The sequence below is a fragment of the Roseitalea porphyridii genome (genome assembly GCF_004331955.1).
In the GTDB taxonomy this organism is placed as follows: domain Bacteria; phylum Pseudomonadota; class Alphaproteobacteria; order Rhizobiales; family Rhizobiaceae; genus Roseitalea; species Roseitalea porphyridii.
On the sequence record NZ_CP036532.1, the window covers coordinates 1,986,905 to 2,005,669 of the forward strand.

Annotated in this window: 13 protein-coding genes; 5 read left to right on the plus strand and 8 right to left on the minus strand. The window is 66.6% G+C overall.

Translation table 11 applies throughout. From position 1 onward, the window contains the following. Nucleotides 1-21 precede the first annotated feature (21 nt). Together sufB and E0E05_RS09755 are read right to left on the minus strand one after the other, a co-directional pair. On the minus strand, nt 22-1,491 hold the full coding sequence (gene sufB / locus E0E05_RS09750; protein ID WP_131616536.1) for a Fe-S cluster assembly protein SufB: 1,470 nt from the start codon (nt 1,489-1,491) through the stop codon (nt 22-24). 159 nt (nt 1,492-1,650) lie between these two features. Next, on the minus strand, nt 1,651-2,793 hold the full coding sequence (locus tag E0E05_RS09755; protein WP_131616537.1) for a cysteine desulfurase family protein: 1,143 nt from the start codon (nt 2,791-2,793) through the stop codon (nt 1,651-1,653). 184 nt (nt 2,794-2,977) lie between these two features. Between E0E05_RS09755 and E0E05_RS09760 the strand changes: the two genes are divergently transcribed. Together E0E05_RS09760 and tyrS are read left to right on the plus strand one after the other, a co-directional pair. Beyond that, complete coding sequence (locus E0E05_RS09760; RefSeq protein WP_131616538.1) at nt 2,978-3,658, plus strand: alpha/beta hydrolase; 681 nt, start codon at nt 2,978-2,980, stop codon at nt 3,656-3,658. A gap of 99 nt (nt 3,659-3,757) precedes the next feature. After that, a complete protein-coding gene (gene tyrS, locus E0E05_RS09765) occupies nt 3,758-5,008 on the plus strand; it encodes a tyrosine--tRNA ligase (RefSeq protein ID WP_131616539.1) in 1,251 nt (416 codons plus the stop codon). A gap of 88 nt (nt 5,009-5,096) precedes the next feature. Here tyrS and E0E05_RS09770 read toward each other — a convergent pair whose 3' ends face one another. Then, nucleotides 5,097-8,540, minus strand: a complete 3,444-nt coding sequence (locus E0E05_RS09770) for a YhdP family protein (protein WP_131616540.1) — start codon at nt 8,538-8,540, stop codon at nt 5,097-5,099. Nucleotides 8,541-8,734: 194 nt separating this feature from the next. Here E0E05_RS09770 and bcp point away from each other — a divergent pair, with 194 nt between their 5' ends. Further along, nucleotides 8,735-9,184, plus strand: a complete 450-nt coding sequence (bcp, locus tag E0E05_RS09775; protein ID WP_131617984.1) for a thioredoxin-dependent thiol peroxidase — start codon at nt 8,735-8,737, stop codon at nt 9,182-9,184. Between the two features lie 173 nt (nt 9,185-9,357). After that, entirely contained in the window at nt 9,358-10,698 is a 1,341-nt protein-coding gene (locus E0E05_RS09780; RefSeq protein WP_244597660.1) for a M23 family metallopeptidase, read from the plus strand. 9 nt (nt 10,699-10,707) lie between these two features. Here the strand turns inward: E0E05_RS09780 and recJ are convergent, their stop codons facing one another. The 5 genes from recJ to E0E05_RS09805 all read right to left on the minus strand — a co-directional run bounded on the left by recJ (nt 10,708) and on the right by E0E05_RS09805 (nt 16,763). Then, entirely contained in the window at nt 10,708-12,489 is a 1,782-nt protein-coding gene (gene recJ, locus E0E05_RS09785; RefSeq protein ID WP_131616541.1) for a single-stranded-DNA-specific exonuclease RecJ, read from the minus strand. 56 nt (nt 12,490-12,545) lie between these two features. Then, nucleotides 12,546-13,514: a class II fructose-bisphosphatase gene (glpX, locus tag E0E05_RS09790; RefSeq protein WP_244597662.1), complete on the minus strand. Its 969-nt coding sequence runs from the start codon at nt 13,512-13,514 to the stop codon at nt 12,546-12,548. Between the two features lie 139 nt (nt 13,515-13,653). Further along, nucleotides 13,654-15,012, minus strand: a complete 1,359-nt coding sequence (locus E0E05_RS09795) for a homoserine dehydrogenase (protein ID WP_131616543.1) — start codon at nt 15,010-15,012, stop codon at nt 13,654-13,656. Between the two features lie 23 nt (nt 15,013-15,035). Beyond that, nucleotides 15,036-16,253 (minus strand): LL-diaminopimelate aminotransferase, encoded by a 1,218-nt coding sequence (locus E0E05_RS09800; protein ID WP_131616544.1) that lies wholly within the window; start codon nt 16,251-16,253, stop codon nt 15,036-15,038. Nucleotides 16,254-16,322: 69 nt separating this feature from the next. Beyond that, the gene (locus tag E0E05_RS09805; RefSeq protein WP_131616545.1) at nt 16,323-16,763 is read right to left on the minus strand and encodes a hypothetical protein; all 441 of its coding nucleotides are present in this window, start codon (nt 16,761-16,763) and stop codon (nt 16,323-16,325) included. A gap of 154 nt (nt 16,764-16,917) precedes the next feature. On the opposite strand from E0E05_RS09805, the gene E0E05_RS09810 reads away from it, so the two are divergent. Then, a complete protein-coding gene (locus E0E05_RS09810; protein WP_131616546.1) occupies nt 16,918-18,765 on the plus strand; it encodes a PHA/PHB synthase family protein in 1,848 nt (615 codons plus the stop codon).

Below are 18,765 nucleotides of genomic sequence, written 5' to 3' on the forward strand. Positions count from 1 at the left end.
CCGTCGCCCGAACGGTCGTCGTTAGCCGACGCTTCCCTCGAGCGAAATGCCGATCAGCTTCTGCGCCTCGACGGCGAACTCCATCGGCAGTTCCTGGATCACCTCCTTGACGAAGCCGTTGACGATCAGCGCGATCGCCTCCTCTTCGGGGATGCCGCGCTGCATGCAATAGAACAGCTGGTCCTCGGAGATCTTCGAGGTGGTCGCCTCGTGTTCGAGCTGCGCCGAGGAATTGTTGGCCTCGATGTAGGGTACGGTGTGCGCGCCGCACCGGTCGCCGATCAGAAGCGAGTCGCACTGGGTGAAGTTGCGCGCATCGGTCGCCTTGCGGTGCACCGAAACCTTGCCGCGATAGGTGTTCTGCGACGTGCCGGCCGAAATGCCCTTCGAGATGATGCGGCTGGTCGTGTTCTTGCCCAGATGGATCATCTTGGTGCCCGAATCGATCTGCTGGGCGCCGTTCGAGACCGCGATCGAGTAGAACTCGCCGCGCGAATTGTCGCCGCGCAGGATGCAGGACGGGTACTTCCAGGTGATCGCCGAGCCGGTCTCGACCTGGGTCCAGGAGATCTTGGAATTGTCGCCCCGGCAGTCGCCGCGCTTGGTGACGAAATTGTAGATCCCGCCCTTGCCCTGGGCATCGCCCGGATACCAGTTCTGCACGGTCGAGTATTTGATCTCGGCGTCCTCGTGCGCGATCAGTTCGACCACGGCCGCGTGAAGCTGGTTTTCGTCGCGCTGCGGCGCCGTGCAGCCTTCCAGATAGGACACATAGGCGCCCTTCTCGGCGATGATCAGTGTGCGCTCGAACTGGCCGGTGTTCTTCTCGTTGATGCGGAAATAGGTCGACAATTCCATCGGGCAGGTCACGCCCTCGGGCACGTAGACGAACGAGCCGTCGGTGAAGACGGCTGAGTTGAGCGTGGCGTAGTAATTGTCCGAGACCGGCACGACCGACCCAAGATACTTCTTCACCAGTTCGGGATGCTCGCGCATCGCCTCGGAGATCGACATGAAGATCACGCCGGCCTTGGCGAGTTCCTCCTTGAAGGTCGTGACGACCGAGACCGAATCGAACACCGCGTCGACGGCGACCTTGCGCTCCTGCACACCGGCAAGGATTTCCTGCTCGGCGAGCGGAATGCCCAGCTTCTCATAGGTGCGGCGGATTTCCGGATCGACGTCGTCGATGGTCTTCGGCCCGCTCTGCCCCTTGGGGGCGGCGTAGTAGTAGATGTCGTTGAAGTCGATCTTCGGATAGGACACGCGCGCCCAGTCAGGCTCTTCCATGGTCAGCCATCGGCGATAGGCGTCGAGACGCCAGTCCAGCATCCATTCCGGCTCGTCCTTCTTGGCCGAAATCAGCCGGATGATGTCCTCGTTCAGGCCCTTGGGTGCCTTGTCCATCTCGAGGATGGTCTCGAAGCCGTACTTGTACTGATCGACATCGATCTTGCGGACCTGGTCGATCGTCTCCTGAACCGCTGGCATGGGTGCTCTCCTTCAACCGACATCATGGGGACCGTCTTGCCGCAGCCTCCCTATTGGTTCTAGGTCATAGCGCAGTTTTGAAAAGTTCTAAAGATGTAAAATCTGACATTTTCCAGCAACTTTTCGCAGATGGGCGCGCCGATGCCCGAAATCAAGCCATCACGCGGCCCGCATGCGCCCCACGATCGGCGATATCGCTTCAAGCAGCGCGGACAATTCGTCCCACCCCGTGCCGACGCCGAACGACACGCGAATGGCGCCCTCCTCGCCCGGCACGCCCATCGCGTCGAGCACATGGCTGCGGCCGACCTTGCCCGAAGAGCAGGCCGAACCGGAGGAGACCGCAAAGCCGGCAAGGTCCAGTCCGATCGCCAGCGTCTCCGCCTTCACGCCCGGAACGGTGAAGAAGGTCGTGTTGGAAAGGCGCGCCACGCCGGCTCCATGGATCGCGATGTCGGGCACGTGCTCGCGCAGGCCGGCTTCGAACCGGTCGCGAAGCTGATCGAGTTCGGCGAACGCGGCCAGTTCCGCATGGGCGGTCTCGGCCGCGGCACCGAACCCCGCGACCAGCGCAGGCGCCTCAGTGCCGCCGCGATGGCCGCGCTCCTGACCGCCGCCCCTGATCAGCGGCATCGGCATCATCAGGTCCGAGGCCGCCGCCATCGCGCCGATGCCCTTCGGCCCGCCGATCTTGTGCGAAGAAAGGATCAGGAAATCGGCGCAACCATTTGACAGATCGAGCGGAATGCGCCCAAACGCCTGCACGGCGTCGAGAACGAGCACACCACCGGCCTTACGGACCACGTCCCTGATCCGCTCGACCGGCTGGATGACGCCGGTCTCGTTGTTGGCCCAATGCATGGCGACCAGCGGCAGGCCGGACGACGCGTCATGACCGGCAAGCGCCGACTCCAGTTCCACCAGGTCGGCGATGCCATCACGATCCACGCCGATGCGCGTGACCCGGTCGGCCGGAAAACGTCCGCCGGCAAGCAGGCAAGGATGATCGGCCGCGCAGACATAAAGGTGCCCCATGGCGAGCGGCGAGCGGCCCATGGTCCAGTCCGGCGTCAACAGCGTTGCCGCCGCCTCGGTCGCCCCCGAAGTGAAGACGATGTGGTCCGGATCGGTGCCGACGCACGCGGCGACCTGGCGCCGGCCCTTCTGCACGATCGCGCGCAGCGCCCGGCCGCTGGCATGCACCGATGACGCGTTGCCCTCGGCGTCGAGCGCGGCGACCATGGCGGCGCGCGCTTCGGCGCGAAGCGGAGCGGATGCGTTGTGGTCGAGATAGTGGCTCATCGATCGCCGGCCGGTCGGCCGTCCGTGCGGGATTTTCTTGATATTTCGGGCGCGATGGTCATATGACGGCCTCCGCGCTTGCATTCAAGTTTTTCACGCCTTGAACCGGCCGCCAGGCACGCATCCGATCGACCGGCCGAGGCCGAAGGATGCGCAGGCCGTTCCGTTGCGCCAAGGAGGGCATATGCCAGAAGTCATTTTCAACGGTCCGGCCGGACGCCTCGAGGGCCGCTACCAGCCCGCCGCCGACAAGACCGCTCCGATTGCGATGATCCTGCATCCGCACCCGCAGTTCGGCGGCACGATGAACAATCCGATCATCTACAACCTGTTCTACATGTTCCAGAAGCGCGGCTTCACGGCCCTGCGCTTCAACTTCCGCTCGATCGGGCGCAGCCAGGGCGAGTTCGACCACGGCGTCGGCGAACTGTCGGACGCGGCGAGCGCGCTCGACTGGGTGCAGTCGCTGCATCCGGAATCGAAGAGCTGCTGGATCGCCGGCTATTCGTTCGGCGCCTGGATCGGCATGCAGCTTCTGATGCGCCGGCCCGAGATCGAGGGGTTCATGTCGATCGCGCCGCAGCCGAACACGTATGATTTCTCGTTCTTGGCGCCCTGCCCCTCCTCGGGGCTGATCATTCACGGCAGTCAGGACAAGGTGGCGCCGCCCGATGCCGTTCAGGGCCTGGTCGACAAGCTGCACACCCAGAAGGGCATCCTGATCACCCAGAAGACCATCGAGGGGGCCAACCACTTCTTCACCGGGCACGAACAGACCCTGCTCGACGAATGCGCCGACTATCTCGACGCGCGCATGCGTGGCGAACTGGTGCCCGACAACGTCAAGAAGCTCGCCGGGCGGTAAGGCGACCACCAGCGCCGCGCCGGACGGCCCTGCAGGCCTGCGCCCATGCCGGGCGCGCCCTCTTTTCACGACAAGCGACCGATCAGCAACGAGACAGCCATGTCCGCCTTCAAGTCCGACTTCCTCAACGTTCTCAGCGAACGGGGCCTCGTCCACCAGATTTCCGATCCCGAGGGCCTCGACGCAAGGTGCATGGAAGGGCCGATCACCGGCTATGTCGGCTACGACGCGACGGCGACCAGCCTGCACATCGGCAATCTGATCACGGTGACCCTGCTCTACTGGCTGCAGGAGACCGGTCACCGGCCGATCACGCTGATGGGCGGCGGCACCTCGATGGTCGGCGACCCGTCCTTCCGCGACGATCAGCGCCAATTGCTGACGCCCGAGAAGATCGACGAGAACATCGCCGGCATCAAGCGCGTGTTCGGCCGGATCCTGCGCTACGACGACAGCCCCACCGGCGCGATGATGATCAACAATGCCGACTGGCTGATGAAGCTGAACTATGTCGACTTCCTGCGCGAGGTGGGCCGGCATTTCTCGGTCAATCGCATGTTGACCTTCGATTCGGTCAAGCTGCGGCTCGACCGCGAGCAGTCGCTGTCCTTCCTCGAATTCAACTACATGATCATGCAGGGCTACGACTTCGTCGAGCTCAGCCGCCGCTATGACTGCATCCTGCAGATGGGCGGCTCCGACCAGTGGGGCAACATCGTCAACGGCCTCGACCTGTCGCACAAGATGGGCGGCCCGCAGCTCTACGCGCTGACGACGCCGCTGCTGACCACCGCCTCGGGCGCCAAGATGGGCAAGACGGCGCAGGGCGCGGTCTGGCTGAACGGCGACCTCTTCAGCCCCTACGATTTCTGGCAGTATTTCCGGAACACCGAGGACGCCGATGTCGAGCGCTTCCTGAAGATCTTCACGCGCCTGCCGCTCGACGAGATCGCAAGGCTGGCCCGGCTGAAGGACACCGAGATCAACGAGGCCAAGAAGGTGCTGGCGACCGAGGCGACGGCCGTCGTGCATGACCGCCAGGCCGCCGAGGAAGCCGCCGAGACCGCGCGCAAGACCTTCGAGGAAGGCGCACTGTCGGACAATCTGCCGACGATCGAAATCCCGAAGGGCGAACTCGACGCCGGCACGGGCCTGCTGACGCTTCTGGTCTCCGCCGGCCTCGCAGGCTCCAATGGCGAGGCACGCCGGCACGTCAAGGGCGGCGCCGTGCGCGTCAATGACGGCCCGGTCGGCGACGAGCGGATGACGGTCGACGCCGGCCATCTCGCCGACGGCGTGATCAAGCTGTCGCTCGGCAAGAAGAAGCATGTGCTCGTCAAGCCGGTGTGACGGCAGCGCCGGCCCCAAATCTTGCCTTCGAGCGCTGCCGACTGCGTCATTCCGGAACCTGATTCCGGAATGACGTTGCCACGTTCGCTCACCGGAACTCGAAGATCGATCTGAACACGCCCGGCGCAATCAGCGACAGCGGATTGACGGTGATCTGCGGGCGCTCGAACGAACCTTCGAGCTTGAAGGTCACGCCGATCAGCCCCCGGTCGCGGCCATTGCCGAGCACGAGCCCCAGGATCGGTATCTCGGCGAACAGCGAGTTGAGCCCGTAGGCCGGCATGAACGTTCCGGTGATGCGCATCAGCCCGTCCGGATCGTAGACCTGTCCCTGCAGCGCAAGGCCGACCAGCGGCCCGCGCACCACGCCCTGCTCCAGCGTCAGCCCGTTCGGCGTGAACGAGGCGATGCCCTGGGCGAGATCGAAGACAACCTCGCGCGTGTCGATGTCCCGCCCGACCGCATCGCGCAGGCTGTTCGTTCCCTCCGGACGGCTGGAGACGAGCTGGGCCAGTTTTGGTTCGTCGAAGATGCTGAAATCGGTCATCCGGATCGGCCCGGACAGACGTCCACCCTGCCCGCCCGACAGGGCGACGTTCAAAACGCCGCCGCGAACCTGGCCGTAAAGGTCCGCAAACCGCAGCAATTCGCCCGCATCCAGCGCCTCGATCCGCACCCGGCGTGCGGCGCCCTGGCCTTCGAGGGCCAGCGAGAAGGGCATGCCGCTCGCACCCGTGCCGGTGACCGACAAGCTCTGAAGGCCGCCTTCGCGGATCGACAGTTCGGCCCGCACGTTGCGCATGCGCACGCCGCGAAAGCCGCGCACCGTCCCGATATCGACCGACACGGTCACCGGAACGGCCCCCTCGCCCGACCCGTCGGTCGAGTTCATCTCCTTTCGCACATGGCGGATCAGGGCGCGCACATCGAGCGAAGAGCCCTGCACATCCACGCGGTAGCCGTTTCCGGCGCGCCGGACGTCGACGGCGACATCATCGCCCTCGTTGAGGCGCAACGTGCCGAACCGCACGCGCTCAAGACCGCCCTCGCCGACCGTGATGGTGCCGTTTGCCGCGAACGAGCCGCCTGCAAGGCGAAAATCGTCCATCGTCGCACGGCCGTCCTCGAGCAACAGGTCGAACGCGGCCGTCGCAGCAACCCCCGTTCCTTTCGACCAGCCGATCCAGGGCAGGCGCAACTCCGCCGGCCCGAGGTCGGCCTCGACCTCGAACGCCTCCCCCGCGCCCTCGAGCCTCACCGGCGTCGGCCCTCGCAGCAGCACCGCCAGCCCCGGCGCCAGCGACCGCCGGGTCTCGTCATCAAGCCGCAGCGTGATGTCGCGTGACGCTTCGAGCGGCGAGTCGCCGAAAGGCATCACCATCGCCACATCCGCCGGCATGCCGTCAATCGCGCCCGAGACGTCGATTTCCGCGCCAGCCGGCGTGACGCTGATCGAGCCATCGAGCGAGGACAGCAGGCGGCCCTCGACCGGTTCGGCGATCGCCGCGTCGGCGAGCGTCATGTCGACGCTCCACTCCGGCGGGGGCGCGGCCGTGCCCGCATTGAGCGCAATCGTCAGCGCGATCTGCGCATCCACCGCACCGCTCAGGTCGGCCGGATCATAGTCGCGGTAGGATTGCGCGCTGATCGGCCGATAGGCGATGATCTCGCCGAGCGCGTCGGCGCCGCCCGAAAGGCTCACATTGGCGTCGGCCATCACGAGGCCGTCCTCGTCGCCCGGCCGGATGATCATCACGCCCTCGCGCGCCTGCGCCGTCCGGCCGCTCGGCAGATAGACCGTGCCCGCCTCAAGGATCATCCGCGTGGTTTCGTCGGCAAATTCGACGCGACCGACCGCATCGCGCACCGGCGGCAGATCGCCGGCGATATCAAAGCGCACGCCCTCGACATCGAGCGTGATCCGGCTGTCGCCGGCAAGCCGTTCGCCGGTCTCCGGCACGCGACGCCTGAGCGGTTCGGCGATGTCGAAACGGCCCTCGACCACCCGCCCGCCGGCAAGGTTCTCCAGCACCCAGCGCCGGGCGGCGCGGGCGACCGGCGCGGGCCAGAACTGCTTGAGACCGGCGACCGACATGTCGTTGATATCCACGCGGAACACCGCGCTCGGCGCGACACGGTTGAAGCTGACCTGCCCCTCGGCGACGGCGCCGCCGGCGTCGGACTGCATCTCGATGTCGGTGAAGTTGAGCAGCCGCGTGCCGGGTTCGAACACCCCGCGCGCCCGCGCGGCGAACCGCAGCCGGCCGACGGGCGAGTCGGCGGGCGCGAGTTGCCCCCGATTGGCGATCGCATCGAATTCGATGGCGCCGGCGGGGCTGTTCGAAAGCGTTTCGTTGCGCGACGCGTCGCGCAAACGGGCGCCCAGTTCAAAGGTCGACCGGCCAAGCGCCCATGTCACAGGCTCGAGCGTGACGATCTGGTCGTCAAAGCCGTAGTCGAAGACGAAGCGGCCCGACAGCGGCACATAGTCGCCCTCGGCGAGTTTCAGGCGCATGTCGCGCGGCGCCAGCGAGACGCGCAGCACATCGCCCCCGCCGCCGGCGCCCGCATCGACCATCTCGATCCGCGCCCGCGAGGGTACCGGCTCGCGTTCGGCGTCGGGCTCGTGATCGGTCATGACGTCGGAGAACAGCGTCGGCAGCCGCCGCCAGGGAAACGGCATCCCCTCCGCCTCGATGTCGAGCTGCACCGGGCCGTCGGCAAAGGCTGTTCCCGGGACCGAGAGCGTGCCTGCAAGGGCACTGACCACTCCGTCGAACGCGACCGATCCGTCGATCTCCGCCGTCCCTGTCCCATCGGCGCGTGCCGTCAGAGAGACGACACCGAGTCGCGATGCGATCGGGTTCGGATCGACGATCACTTCGCTGTCCGCGACGGTCAGGGTGAGACCGTCCTCCTGGTGCAGGTGCACCTGCCCCCAGTTGCGAACGCCGGCAAACGCGGCGTCGAACCGTTCGGGCACGTCCGCAAGCGTGAAGGGAGCCGTCGCTTCGGACGGCGACGACCCGGCTGCCGCCCGCAGCGCCGGCAGGTCGATCAACGCGCCATCAAGCGCAATGCCCGCGATGCGGGGCTCGCCGCCGACAAGGCTGAACGGGTCGATCCGCACCGACAGCCGTTCGGCCGCGGCCACCGGCGCATTCCCGTCGCGCGCGCTCAACGCGGCTTCGCTGAAGCGGATCGCAAGGCTCGGCGGGAACGCAAGGCGCACATCGGTGCCGCCGAGTTCGAGACGCAGCGTATCGGGAACCATGCGCCTGAGCGTGTCCTCGGCCATCCGCTGCGCCGGCCCGGCGAAGACGCCCGTCGCCAGAAGGCCCGCCAGCAATGCGACGATGGCCAGCGCGCCGAACGTTACGGCGAAGACGCCGCGCAAGCGCCGCGAACGGATCAGCGGCAGCAGCGGCGCGGAGACCGGGCCACGCCGGCCGCCACGATGCGACGGCAGCCGGTGCAGCGGCTGCACCGACTTGCGGTCGAAGCGGACGAATTGGCCGTCGTGCTTGTTCAATCGCTTTCCAACGCTCGGCAGGCCCGATGGTCGCCCTCAAGCCATGGACGGGCACCACACTGCTCTTATATGCCACGGGCGGACGGACGCCAGGGATTTGCCCGACGTCAGCCCTAAGGCGCCGTGCGCCGAACATCGACCGTACGATCACAGAGCAAGGAAACCGATCCGTGACCAGTCCCGACGCCGGCGCCATGGCGCCCGATTTCTCACTTCCGGCCGACAATGGCGAAACCGTGTCCCTTTCAGCGCTCAAGGGGCAACAGGTCGTTCTTTATTTCTACCCCAAGGATGACACCAGCGGCTGCACCAAGGAGGCGATCGCCTTCTCCGGACTGCTCGACGAATTCAAGGCCGCCAACACGGTCGTGCTGGGCATGTCGCCGGACAGCGCCGGCAAGCACGACAAGTTCAAGGCCAAGCACGACCTGACGGTCACGCTCGTGGCCGACGAGGACAAGACGACGCTCGAGACCTATGGCGTCTGGGTCGAAAAAAGCATGTACGGGCGCAAATATATGGGTGTCGAGCGCTCGACGTTCCTGATCGACGCCGATGGCAAGATCGCCAGGGTCTGGCGCAAGGTCAAGGTGCCGGGCCATGCCGAAGAGGTGCTCGAACAAGCCCGCGCGCTGAACGGCTAAGCCCGTTGCGGGCGGCCACGGCGAACCCGTGCGGCAGCGGCTGCCCGCCACCCCGTTGCGGCAACAGGATCAAGCGGTTGGCGGTCCGTTCACGCCCTTTCCCGATACGCTTTGTTAACCCTAACGGAGTGTAATTTCCCGACCAGCAAGACTGACTCGGGAGACGGGGCACCGTGGGCCAATCCACCGCATTCGGACGCCGCAAGCAGCCGCACATGATCGTGATCGCGCAAGGCGATCGAATCCGCCATTTCTCCATCCGGCCATGGGTGGCCGCCCTTTGCGGCGCAGCGGTCTTTGCTGGCCTTGCGGGTTATCTGATCGCCACAGGCTACCTGATCATGCGCGACGACCTGATCAACGCCGCCGTGATGCGTCAGGCGCGCGTGCAGCATGCCTACGAGGACCGCATCGCCGCGCTGCGCGCGCAGGTCGACCGCATCACCTCGCACCGCCTGCTCGATCAGCAGTTCATGGAGAGCAAGATCGCCGAACTCGCCACGCGCCAGAGCGCGCTTGCGGCGCGGGCCGGCACGCTTGAGCCTCTGCTCGAACGGGCCCGCGACAAGGGGCTGAGCGGCCAGGTCGCGCCCGTCGACGAATTGCCCATTCCCGCGCTGCGCCCGGGCGCCGACCAGGCGTCGCTCGACCCCGTTCCCGGCGTGACCGCGATCGCCGACAATCCGCTGTTCCGGGGCGCAAACGCGATTTCGCTTGGCGCGCATGCCTTCGCCGCGCCGGCGCGCCCGGCCGGCACGACGACTGTGGCCGCGCACGGCAAGACCGACCGGCTGGCTCCGGCGGCCGATCCGCTCGCCGCGCTCGACACCGTGACCTCGACCCTTGAACGGGTCGAACTGGAACAGCTTGAACAGATCGACGTGCTCACGCGCGCCGCCTATCTGCGCCGCAACGCGCTGATCGAAGCGGCCAAGGCGTCCGGCCTTCCGGTGCGCTCCGAGCCGGTTCCGCTGGAGGCGGTCGGCGGCCCGTTCGTGCCCCTCGACGAGGCGGCGATCGACGAGGGCTTCGAGGCCGGACTTGCCGAACTGAGCGAAGCGCTCGACGCTCTGGAGCAGACGCGCGGCGAGGTCACCGCCTTTCCGATCGCCCATCCGGTCCCCGGTCGGCAGATCACCAGCGGCTTCGGCAAGCGGCGCGACCCGATTCTCGGTCGCAGCGCCTTCCATGCGGGCATCGACTTCCGCGCCCCGACCGGCACGACGATCCGGGCGCCCGCTGCCGGCAAGGTCGTCAAGGCCGGTCGCAGCGGCGGCTATGGCATCATGGTCGAAATCGATCACGGAAACGGACTGACCACGCGCTTTGCTCATATGAGCCGGCTCGCGGTGAAGGCGGGGCAGACGGTCGAGCCCGGCCAGAAGATCGGCGCTTCGGGCAACACCGGCCGATCCACCGGCCCACATCTGCACTACGAAGTCCGGGCCGGCGGCAAGGCGGTCAATCCGATGCGCTATCTGAAGGCCGGCACCCGGATCGGCAACCACCTGTAGGGCGGTGGTTCAGCCCTCCGGCACGGCCGCGTCGATGACGCGAAGCTGCGGAATGCGCCGGCCGTTCCAGTGATTGATCGATACGGTCCCGGCCAGATGCAGACCGTTGCCGACATTTTCCGACAGCATCCGCCCCAGTGGCTCGTCGCGAACCCTGAAGGCGATCGCATCGAGGCTCCCCGGCCCCATGCCGCGCAGCGACAGCTTCAGATGGCCGTTGCCGACCGGCTTGACGTGACCGATCTGATGGCGCGGCAGCACGAACACCGGCTGCGGATTGCCCGAACCGAACGGGCCGGCCTGCTCGAGCCGGTCGATCAGCTCCGCCGTCACGCCAGACGCCGATAGCGCGCCGTCGATTTCCAGCACGTCGTTGGCGACGAGATCGGATACGCGCCCGGCCGCCTGCTCCTCGAAGAAGGCGCGCAGGCTCCCGAGCCGGTCCGCCCGCACCGTCAGGCCCGCCGCCATGGCATGACCGCCGCCCTTTTCGAGGATGCCGGCTTCGACGGCGCGGCGCACGAGCCGGCCCAGATCGAAGCCGGCGATCGAGCGCCCCGAACCCGTCCCGACCCCGTTGGCGTCAAAGGCTATGGCGAAGGCCGGCTTCCGGAAGGATTCACGCAGCCGCGCGGCGATCAGGCCCGCGATGCCCGGATGCCACCGGTCGCTTTCGGTGACGATCACCGAGGGCGGATTGGCCGACTGCAGCTCACGCTCGGCCTCCGCGCGCGCCTGCTCGACCATCTCGGCTTCGATCGCCTGGCGCTGGGCGTTCAGCGCATCGAGTTCGCCGGCAAGCGCCCGCGCGCCGTCCGCATCGTCGGTGGCGAGCAGCCGCGCGCCGAGCGCAGCGTCGCCGATCCGACCGCCGGCATTGATGCGCGGGCCGAGCACATAGCCGAAATGGAACGGCGCCAGCGGCTCGCCGATGCGGGCGATCGAGGCGAGCGCGGCCAGACCCGGATTGTTCTGCCGCCGCGCCACCTGCAGGCCCTTGACGACGAATGCCCGGTTCAATCCCATCAGCGGGACCACGTCGCAGACCGTCGCCAGCGCGACCAGATCGAGCAGCGCCATCAGGTCAGGAGCATTTTTGCGACCATCGGCGCGAAGCTGTCGCGACACGTCGACCAGCGTCATGAACACCACGCCCGCCGCGCACAGATAGGTCAGCCCCGACATGTCATCGTCGCGGTTGGGGTTCACGACGGCCGCCACCTCCGGCAGCGGCCCGCCGATCTGGTGATGGTCGAGGACGACGATCTCGGTGCCCGATCCGGCGATTGCCTCGAAAGCGGCCGCGCTGTTGGTGCCGCAGTCGACGGTGACGATCAGCGAGGCGTCCTCGGCGAGCGTGCGCATCGCCGCCGGGTTGGGGCCGTAGCCCTCGAAGATCCGGTCGGGAATGTAGACCGCGGGCTCGATGCCGAAATGACGCAGATAGCGCGCTAGCAGCGCGCTCGATGCCGCCCCGTCGACATCATAGTCGCCGAAGATCGCGACGCGTTCGCCCGTGGAGATCGCGCGTGCGATCCGGGCAGCCGCCGCATTGAGGTCCGTGATGACGGACGGATCGGGCATCAAGGCCTTGATCGTCGGATCGATGAAGCCCGGCGCGTCCGCGGCGGCAACACCGCGTGCCGCGAGTACGCGGGCGAGGATCTCGTCCATCCCGTGGGTCTGGGCGATGTCGAGAGCGACGTTGGACTGCGCCGGCGTCAGCCGTTCCACCCAGCGGCACTGGCGGGCGGACTGGCGCACATCGAGAAAGGCCGGGCGCGTGCTCATCGTCCCATGTCGCCCTTGCCGGCGACAGCGTCAAGCGCGTGACGGACTGGCGCCGCTCAGAACTTCTCCATGTCCAGATGTCGCGCGGTGATCTCGCGAATGGTCTTGGACCGCGAGCGCATGACGATCGTCTCGGTCTGGATGAAGTTGCGGGCGAAGCGCACGCCGGCGAGCATGTTGCCATCGGTGACGCCGGTCGCCGCGAACAGCACGTCGCCGCTCGCCATGTCCATGATCGAATAGGTCTTGCCCGGATCGGAAATCCCCATGCGCTCGGCCCGCTCGCGCTTCCCGTCGGTGTCGAGGATCAGCCGGCCCTGCATCTGCCCGCCGACGCAGCGCAGCGCTGCCGCCGCCAGCACGCCCTCGGGCGCGCCGCCGATGCCCAGATAGATGTCGATCGAGGTGTCCTCGGGGTCGGTCGTGTCGATCACGCCGGCGACGTCGCCGTCGCCGATCAGCCGGATCGCCGCCCCTGATTCGCGCACCGCGTCGATCAGGCCGGCATGGCGCGGCCGATCGAGGATGCAGGCGGTGATCTCGTTGACCGGCACGTTCTTGGCGTTGGCCAGCGCGTAGATGTTGTCGGCCGGCGAAGCGTCGAGGTCCACGAGCCCCTCCGGATAGCCGGGCCCGATGGCGATCTTCTCCATGTACACGTCGGGCGCGTTCAGCAGGCTGCCCTTGGAGGCGATCGCAATGACGGCGAGCGAGTTGGGCTGGTTCTTTGCACACACGGTCGTGCCCTCGAGCGGATCGAGCGCGATATCGACGGCCGGGCCGCTGCCCGCGCCGACCTGCTCGCCGATATAGAGCATCGGCGCCTCGTCGCGTTCGCCCTCGCCGATCACCACCGTGCCGGAAATCGGCAGCCGGTTGAGTTCGGCCCGCATCGCATCGACCGCGACCTGATCGGCCGCCTTTTCGTCACCGCGTCCGCGCAGTCGCGCCGCCGCGACCGCGGCGCGCTCGGTCACGCGCGCCAGTTCGAGCGACAGTTCGCGGGTCAGTCCCGGCGTCTGCATGGGTTGGTTCATTGGTCTGCGCACCCCGATCTGGCGATTTCTTCTGCCGGGGTAAGACCATAGCGATGGCCCCCGCAAAAGCCTGAAAACGGCCCTGCCCCAAACAAAATCGATTTAGACGGAAAGCGCCCTGGTCCGGTCAACCGGCCCGTTCGATCCGGATGACCTGCGGCCGCGAGATCAGATGCCCGTCCTCGACGATCTGCGCGATGGCGTCGCGGACGGCCCGCTCGGTGGTCTCGTGCGTGGTCAGGATCACCGTCTTCGGGCTCGGCGTCTCCTCGTCCTCGCCATAGGGATTGTCCGGCCCCATCGGCACCGGGTGCGGTGCCGCGCCATGCTGGACGATCGATTCAAGCGAGATGCCCTGATCGGCCATGTGCCGGGCAATATCAGCGAAAACGCCGGGCCGGTCGTGCACCGTCATGCGGACGAAATAGCCGCCCTCGTGGGCCCGCATGCGGGCGCGCTTGTAGGGCTGCAGCCGGTCGGCGGGGCGGCCGAGCGCCGGCGCCTGCTGACGCCCCGGCTGGCTCTTGGCGATGTCAGCCAGATCGCCGATCACCGCCGAAGCGGTCGCATCGCCCCCCGCGCCGGGTCCGGACATCAGAAGTGTGCCGACGATATCGGCCTCGACGGCGACCGCGTTGGTGACGCCTTCCACCTGCGCGATCACCGAGCCGAGCGGCACCATGGTCGGGTGCACGCGCTGTTCGATGCCCTCGGGGGTGCGCTGGGCGACGCCGAGCAGCTTGATCCGGTAACCCAGTTCGCGCGCCGCCTCGATGTCGCCGAGCGCGATGTTGGAGATGCCTTCCATGTAGATGTCGTCGGCGGCGATCTGCGTGCCGAACGCAAGCGAGGTCAGGATCGCCAGCTTGTGGGCGGTGTCGTGCCCCTCGATGTCGAAGGTCGGATCGGCCTCGGCGTAACCGAGCCGCTGCGCGTCCGCCAGGCAGTTGGCGAACGAGATCCCGTCGCGCTCCATCCGCGTCAGGATGTAGTTCGCGGTGCCGTTCATGATGCCGTAGACGCGGCTGACGGCATTGCCCGACAGCGATTCGCGCATCGTCTTGATGATCGGAATGCCGCCGGCGACGGCCGCCTCGAAATTGAGGATCACGCCGGCCTTCTCGGCCCGTTCGGCCAGACCGACACCATGCTTGGCCAGCAGCGCCTTGTTCGCTGTGACGACATGGCGGCCAGCTTCAAGCGCGGTCGTAACGCCGTCGAGCGCCACCCCGTCCTCGCCGCCGATCAACTCGACGAAGACATCGATCTGGTTGCTCTTTGCAAGGGCGACCGGATCGTCGAACCATTGTGCCTGCGACAGGTCGACGCCGCGGTCCTGATCGCGATTGCGCGCGCACACGGCCGTCAGTTCGATCGGCCGGCCGCACTGGGCGGTCAGCTCGTCGGCCTTTGCCGCAAGCGCACGCGCCACCGACGCGCCCACCGTGCCAAGGCCTGCAAGCCCGACGCGCAAACTCTCGCTCATAAATCCAGGTCCCCTCGTCGGCCCTATCGCCGCGCATCCAAAGAGACCACATTGTGCAACGTGGTCTCGGCGCTCTGCAGGAAGCGTTTGATGTTGCGTGCGGCCTGCCGGATTCGGTGTTCGTTTTCAACCAGCGCGATGCGCACATGGTCGTCGCCATGCTCGCCGAAGCCGATACCGGGCGCGACGGCCACCTCGGCCTTCTCGATCAGCAGCTTGGAGAACTCGAGCGAGCCGAGATGCCTGAACTTCTCGGGCACCGGGGCCCAGGCGAACATGGTCGCCTGCGGCGGCGGCACGTCGAAGCCGGCATTGGCAAAACTCTGCACCAGAACGTCGCGGCGCTTCCGGTAGGTCTCGCGCACCTCGGCGATCTCCGACCCGTCGCCGTTCAGGGCGGCGGTCGCCGCCACCTGGATCGGCGTGAACGCGCCATAGTCGAGGTAGGATTTCACGCGCGCCAGCGCTCCGATCAGCCGCTCGTTGCCGACCGCGAACCCCATGCGCCAACCGGGCATCGAGAAGGTCTTCGACATGGAGGTGAATTCGACCGTGACATCCATCGCGCCCGGAACCTGCAGCACCGAGGGCGGTGGCGCGTCGTCGAAATAGATCTCCGCATAGGCAAGATCGGACAGGATGATCAGTTCATGCTTGCGGGCGAACGCCACCACCTCCTTGTAGAAATCGAGCGAGGCGACGAAGGCGGTCGGGTTGGACGGGTAGTTCAGGATCACCGCCAGCGGCTTGGGGATCGAATGGCGCACGGCCCGGTCGAGCGCGGTCATGAAACCCTCGTCCGGCTCGACCTGCATGGAGCGGATCACGCCGCCCGACATGATGAAGCCGAACGCATGGATCGGATAGGTCGGATCGGGACACAGCACCACGTCGCCGGGCGCGGTGATCGCCTGGGCCATGTTGGCGAACCCTTCCTTGGAGCCGAGTGTGGCGATCACCTCGCGCTCCGGGTCGAGCTTCACGCCGAACCGGCGCGCGTAGTAGGCCGCCTGCGCACGGCGCAGGCCGGGAATGCCCTTGGAGGACGAATAGCGGTGCGTGCGCGGATCGCGCACCGTGTCGCAGAGCTTGTCGACGATCGAGGTGGGCGTCGGCAGATCGGGATTTCCCATGCCCAGATCGATGATGTCGCGACCGGCCGCGCGGGCACTGGCCTTCAGCCGGTTGACCTGTTCGAAGACATAGGGCGGAAGACGCTTGGTCTTGTGAAACTCTTCCATGGCGCAGCTTTCCCGGAATGGTCGAAAGGCTATAAACCCCGGCTTGTGAAAAAGCGAGGGGCGACGGGCCTATTGGCGGCCCTCGATCCGGCGCAGAACCTCTTCGGAATGGGTCGCGGCGAGCCGTTCGAGTTCGGCAAGACGCGCCGCGCTCGCTTCGGGCGAAACCCGGCCAGCGGCGACACCGGCCTGCAGCGCCCGCATCTCGGCAAGCAGCGCGGCGCGTTCGGCATCGGTGATGTGTGTGGACGCTGGCGGTGGTTCGACGTTGATGTTCGGGTATGCGCCCGTGTTGCGCGCAAGCACGCCGGGATCGGGCCGCGCAACGCCGGCATCCGCCGTGGCCGGCCCGCTCGCTGGCGCCGCGTCCGGTGCGACGGGAGCGTCCTCGGCGGCCGGCGACGCCGGTGGCGGCAGCGGCGCATTCGAGACCGGGGGCTCGACACCGGAAAACGCCGTGTCTACCGTCGAGGTCGAGGTGCAGGCCGACGCGGCGGCGATCGGCGCCATCAGCGCAAGGCGTCGCAAAAAAGACAGAGTTGGCGAGGCGTTAGGCAATCGGGCTACGGCCTTGGTTCCGGTTGATCGTCATCGTCGTGCAACGCTAGTATGGCTTCACGAAGGCCGCCGCAACCGACGCCAATGGCCGCAAGGGATGGAAACGATGAGCGCCAAGGCCCGCGACGACGACCCGGGCGACACCTCGGACAAGGGGCGCGAGGCGATCGACGCCTATGTGATCAAGGACCCCGAAGCCTTTGCGCGCAATCTGGCCCGCATGGTGCAGGCCGCAGGCCACGCCGCGGCCGAGTGGGTCGGCCCGCGCGAGCGCGGCGAGGCGACCGACACCATCTCCGAACCCGCCGCCGACATGGCCAAGACGTTTTCCAAGGTCACCGAATACTGGCTGTCGGACCCGCAGCGTGCGCTCGAGGCGCAGACCAAGCTGTTCTCGGGCTACATGAACATCTGGGCCAACTCCATCAAGCGGATGGGCGACCCGTCGCTCGCCGAGGCCATCCCGACATCGCCGCGCGACAAGCGCTTCGCGGACGAGGACTGGACCGGCAACGCCTTCTTCTCGTTTCTCAAGCAGGCCTATCTGGTCACTTCGCAATGGGCGACCGATCTGGTCGACAATGCCGAGGGGCTCGACGCCCACACCAAGCACAAGGCGCAGTTCTACGTGCGCCAGTTCACCAACGCGCTTTCGCCCTCCAACTTCATGATCTCCAATCCAGAGATCTTCAAGGAGACGGTCGCCACCAACGGTGAGAACCTCGTGCGCGGGATGGAACTGCTGGCCGAGGATCTGAAGACCGGCAAGGGCGAGGTGCGCATCCGCCAGGCGGACTATTCGAAGTTCGAGATCGGCAAGAACATCGCGACCACGCCCGGCAAGGTGATCGCCCGCAACGATCTGGTCGAGATCATCCAGTACGAGCCGACCACCGAAACCGTGCTCAAGCGGCCGCTTCTGATCTGCCCGCCCTGGATCAACAAGTTCTACATCCTCGATCTGAACCCCGACAAGAGTTTCATCAAGTGGGCGGTCGATCAGGGCCACACCGTCTTCGTCATCTCGTGGGTAAACCCTGACGAGCGACACGCGCAGATGGACTGGGACGACTATATTGACAACGGGATCGTGTTCGGCCTCGACACGGTGCAGAAGGCGACCGGCGAGGAGCGGGTCAACGCGATCGGCTATTGCGTCGGTGGCACGCTTCTGTCGGCGGCACTGGCGCTGATGGCGCGTCAGGGCGACCAGCGCATCGCCACCGCGACCCTTTTCACGACCCAGGTCGATTTCACCCATGCCGGCGATCTGAAGGTCTTCGTCGATGACGAGCAACTCGAAGCGCTCGAAACGCGCATGAAGCAGACCGGCTATCTTGAAGGTTCGAAGATGGCGACGGCCTTCAACATGCTGCGCTCCGGCGACCTGATCTGGCCCTACGTCGTCAACAACTACATGAAGGGCAAGGACCCCCTGCCCTTCGACCTGCTCTACTGGAATGCCGACTCGACGCGCATGGCCTGCGCCAACCACATCTTCTATCTGCGTAACTGCTATCTCGAGAACAATCTGGCCAAGGGCAGGATGAAGCTCGGCGGCAAGCCGGTGAAGCTGTCGGACGTGACGATCCCGATCTACAATCTGGCGACGCGCGAGGACCATATCGCGCCGGCCCTTTCGGTGTTCGAGGGCTCGAAACTGTTCGGCGGCGAGGTCACCTACGTGCTCGGCGGCTCGGGCCACATTGCGGGCGTCGTCAATCCGCCTCACCGCGGCAAGTACCAGTTCTGGAGCGGTCCGAAGGTCGAGGGCGCCTTCGAGGACTGGATCGGCAAGGCCGAGATGACCGAGGGTTCCTGGTGGCCGCACTGGCACAAATGGATCCGCAGCCAGGACAATGCCGACGTGCCCGCCCGCACCAAGCTTGGCCTCGGCGGCAAGAAGAAGCTGCTCGGCGACGCCCCCGGGGAGTATGTCAGGGTGCGGGTGTGA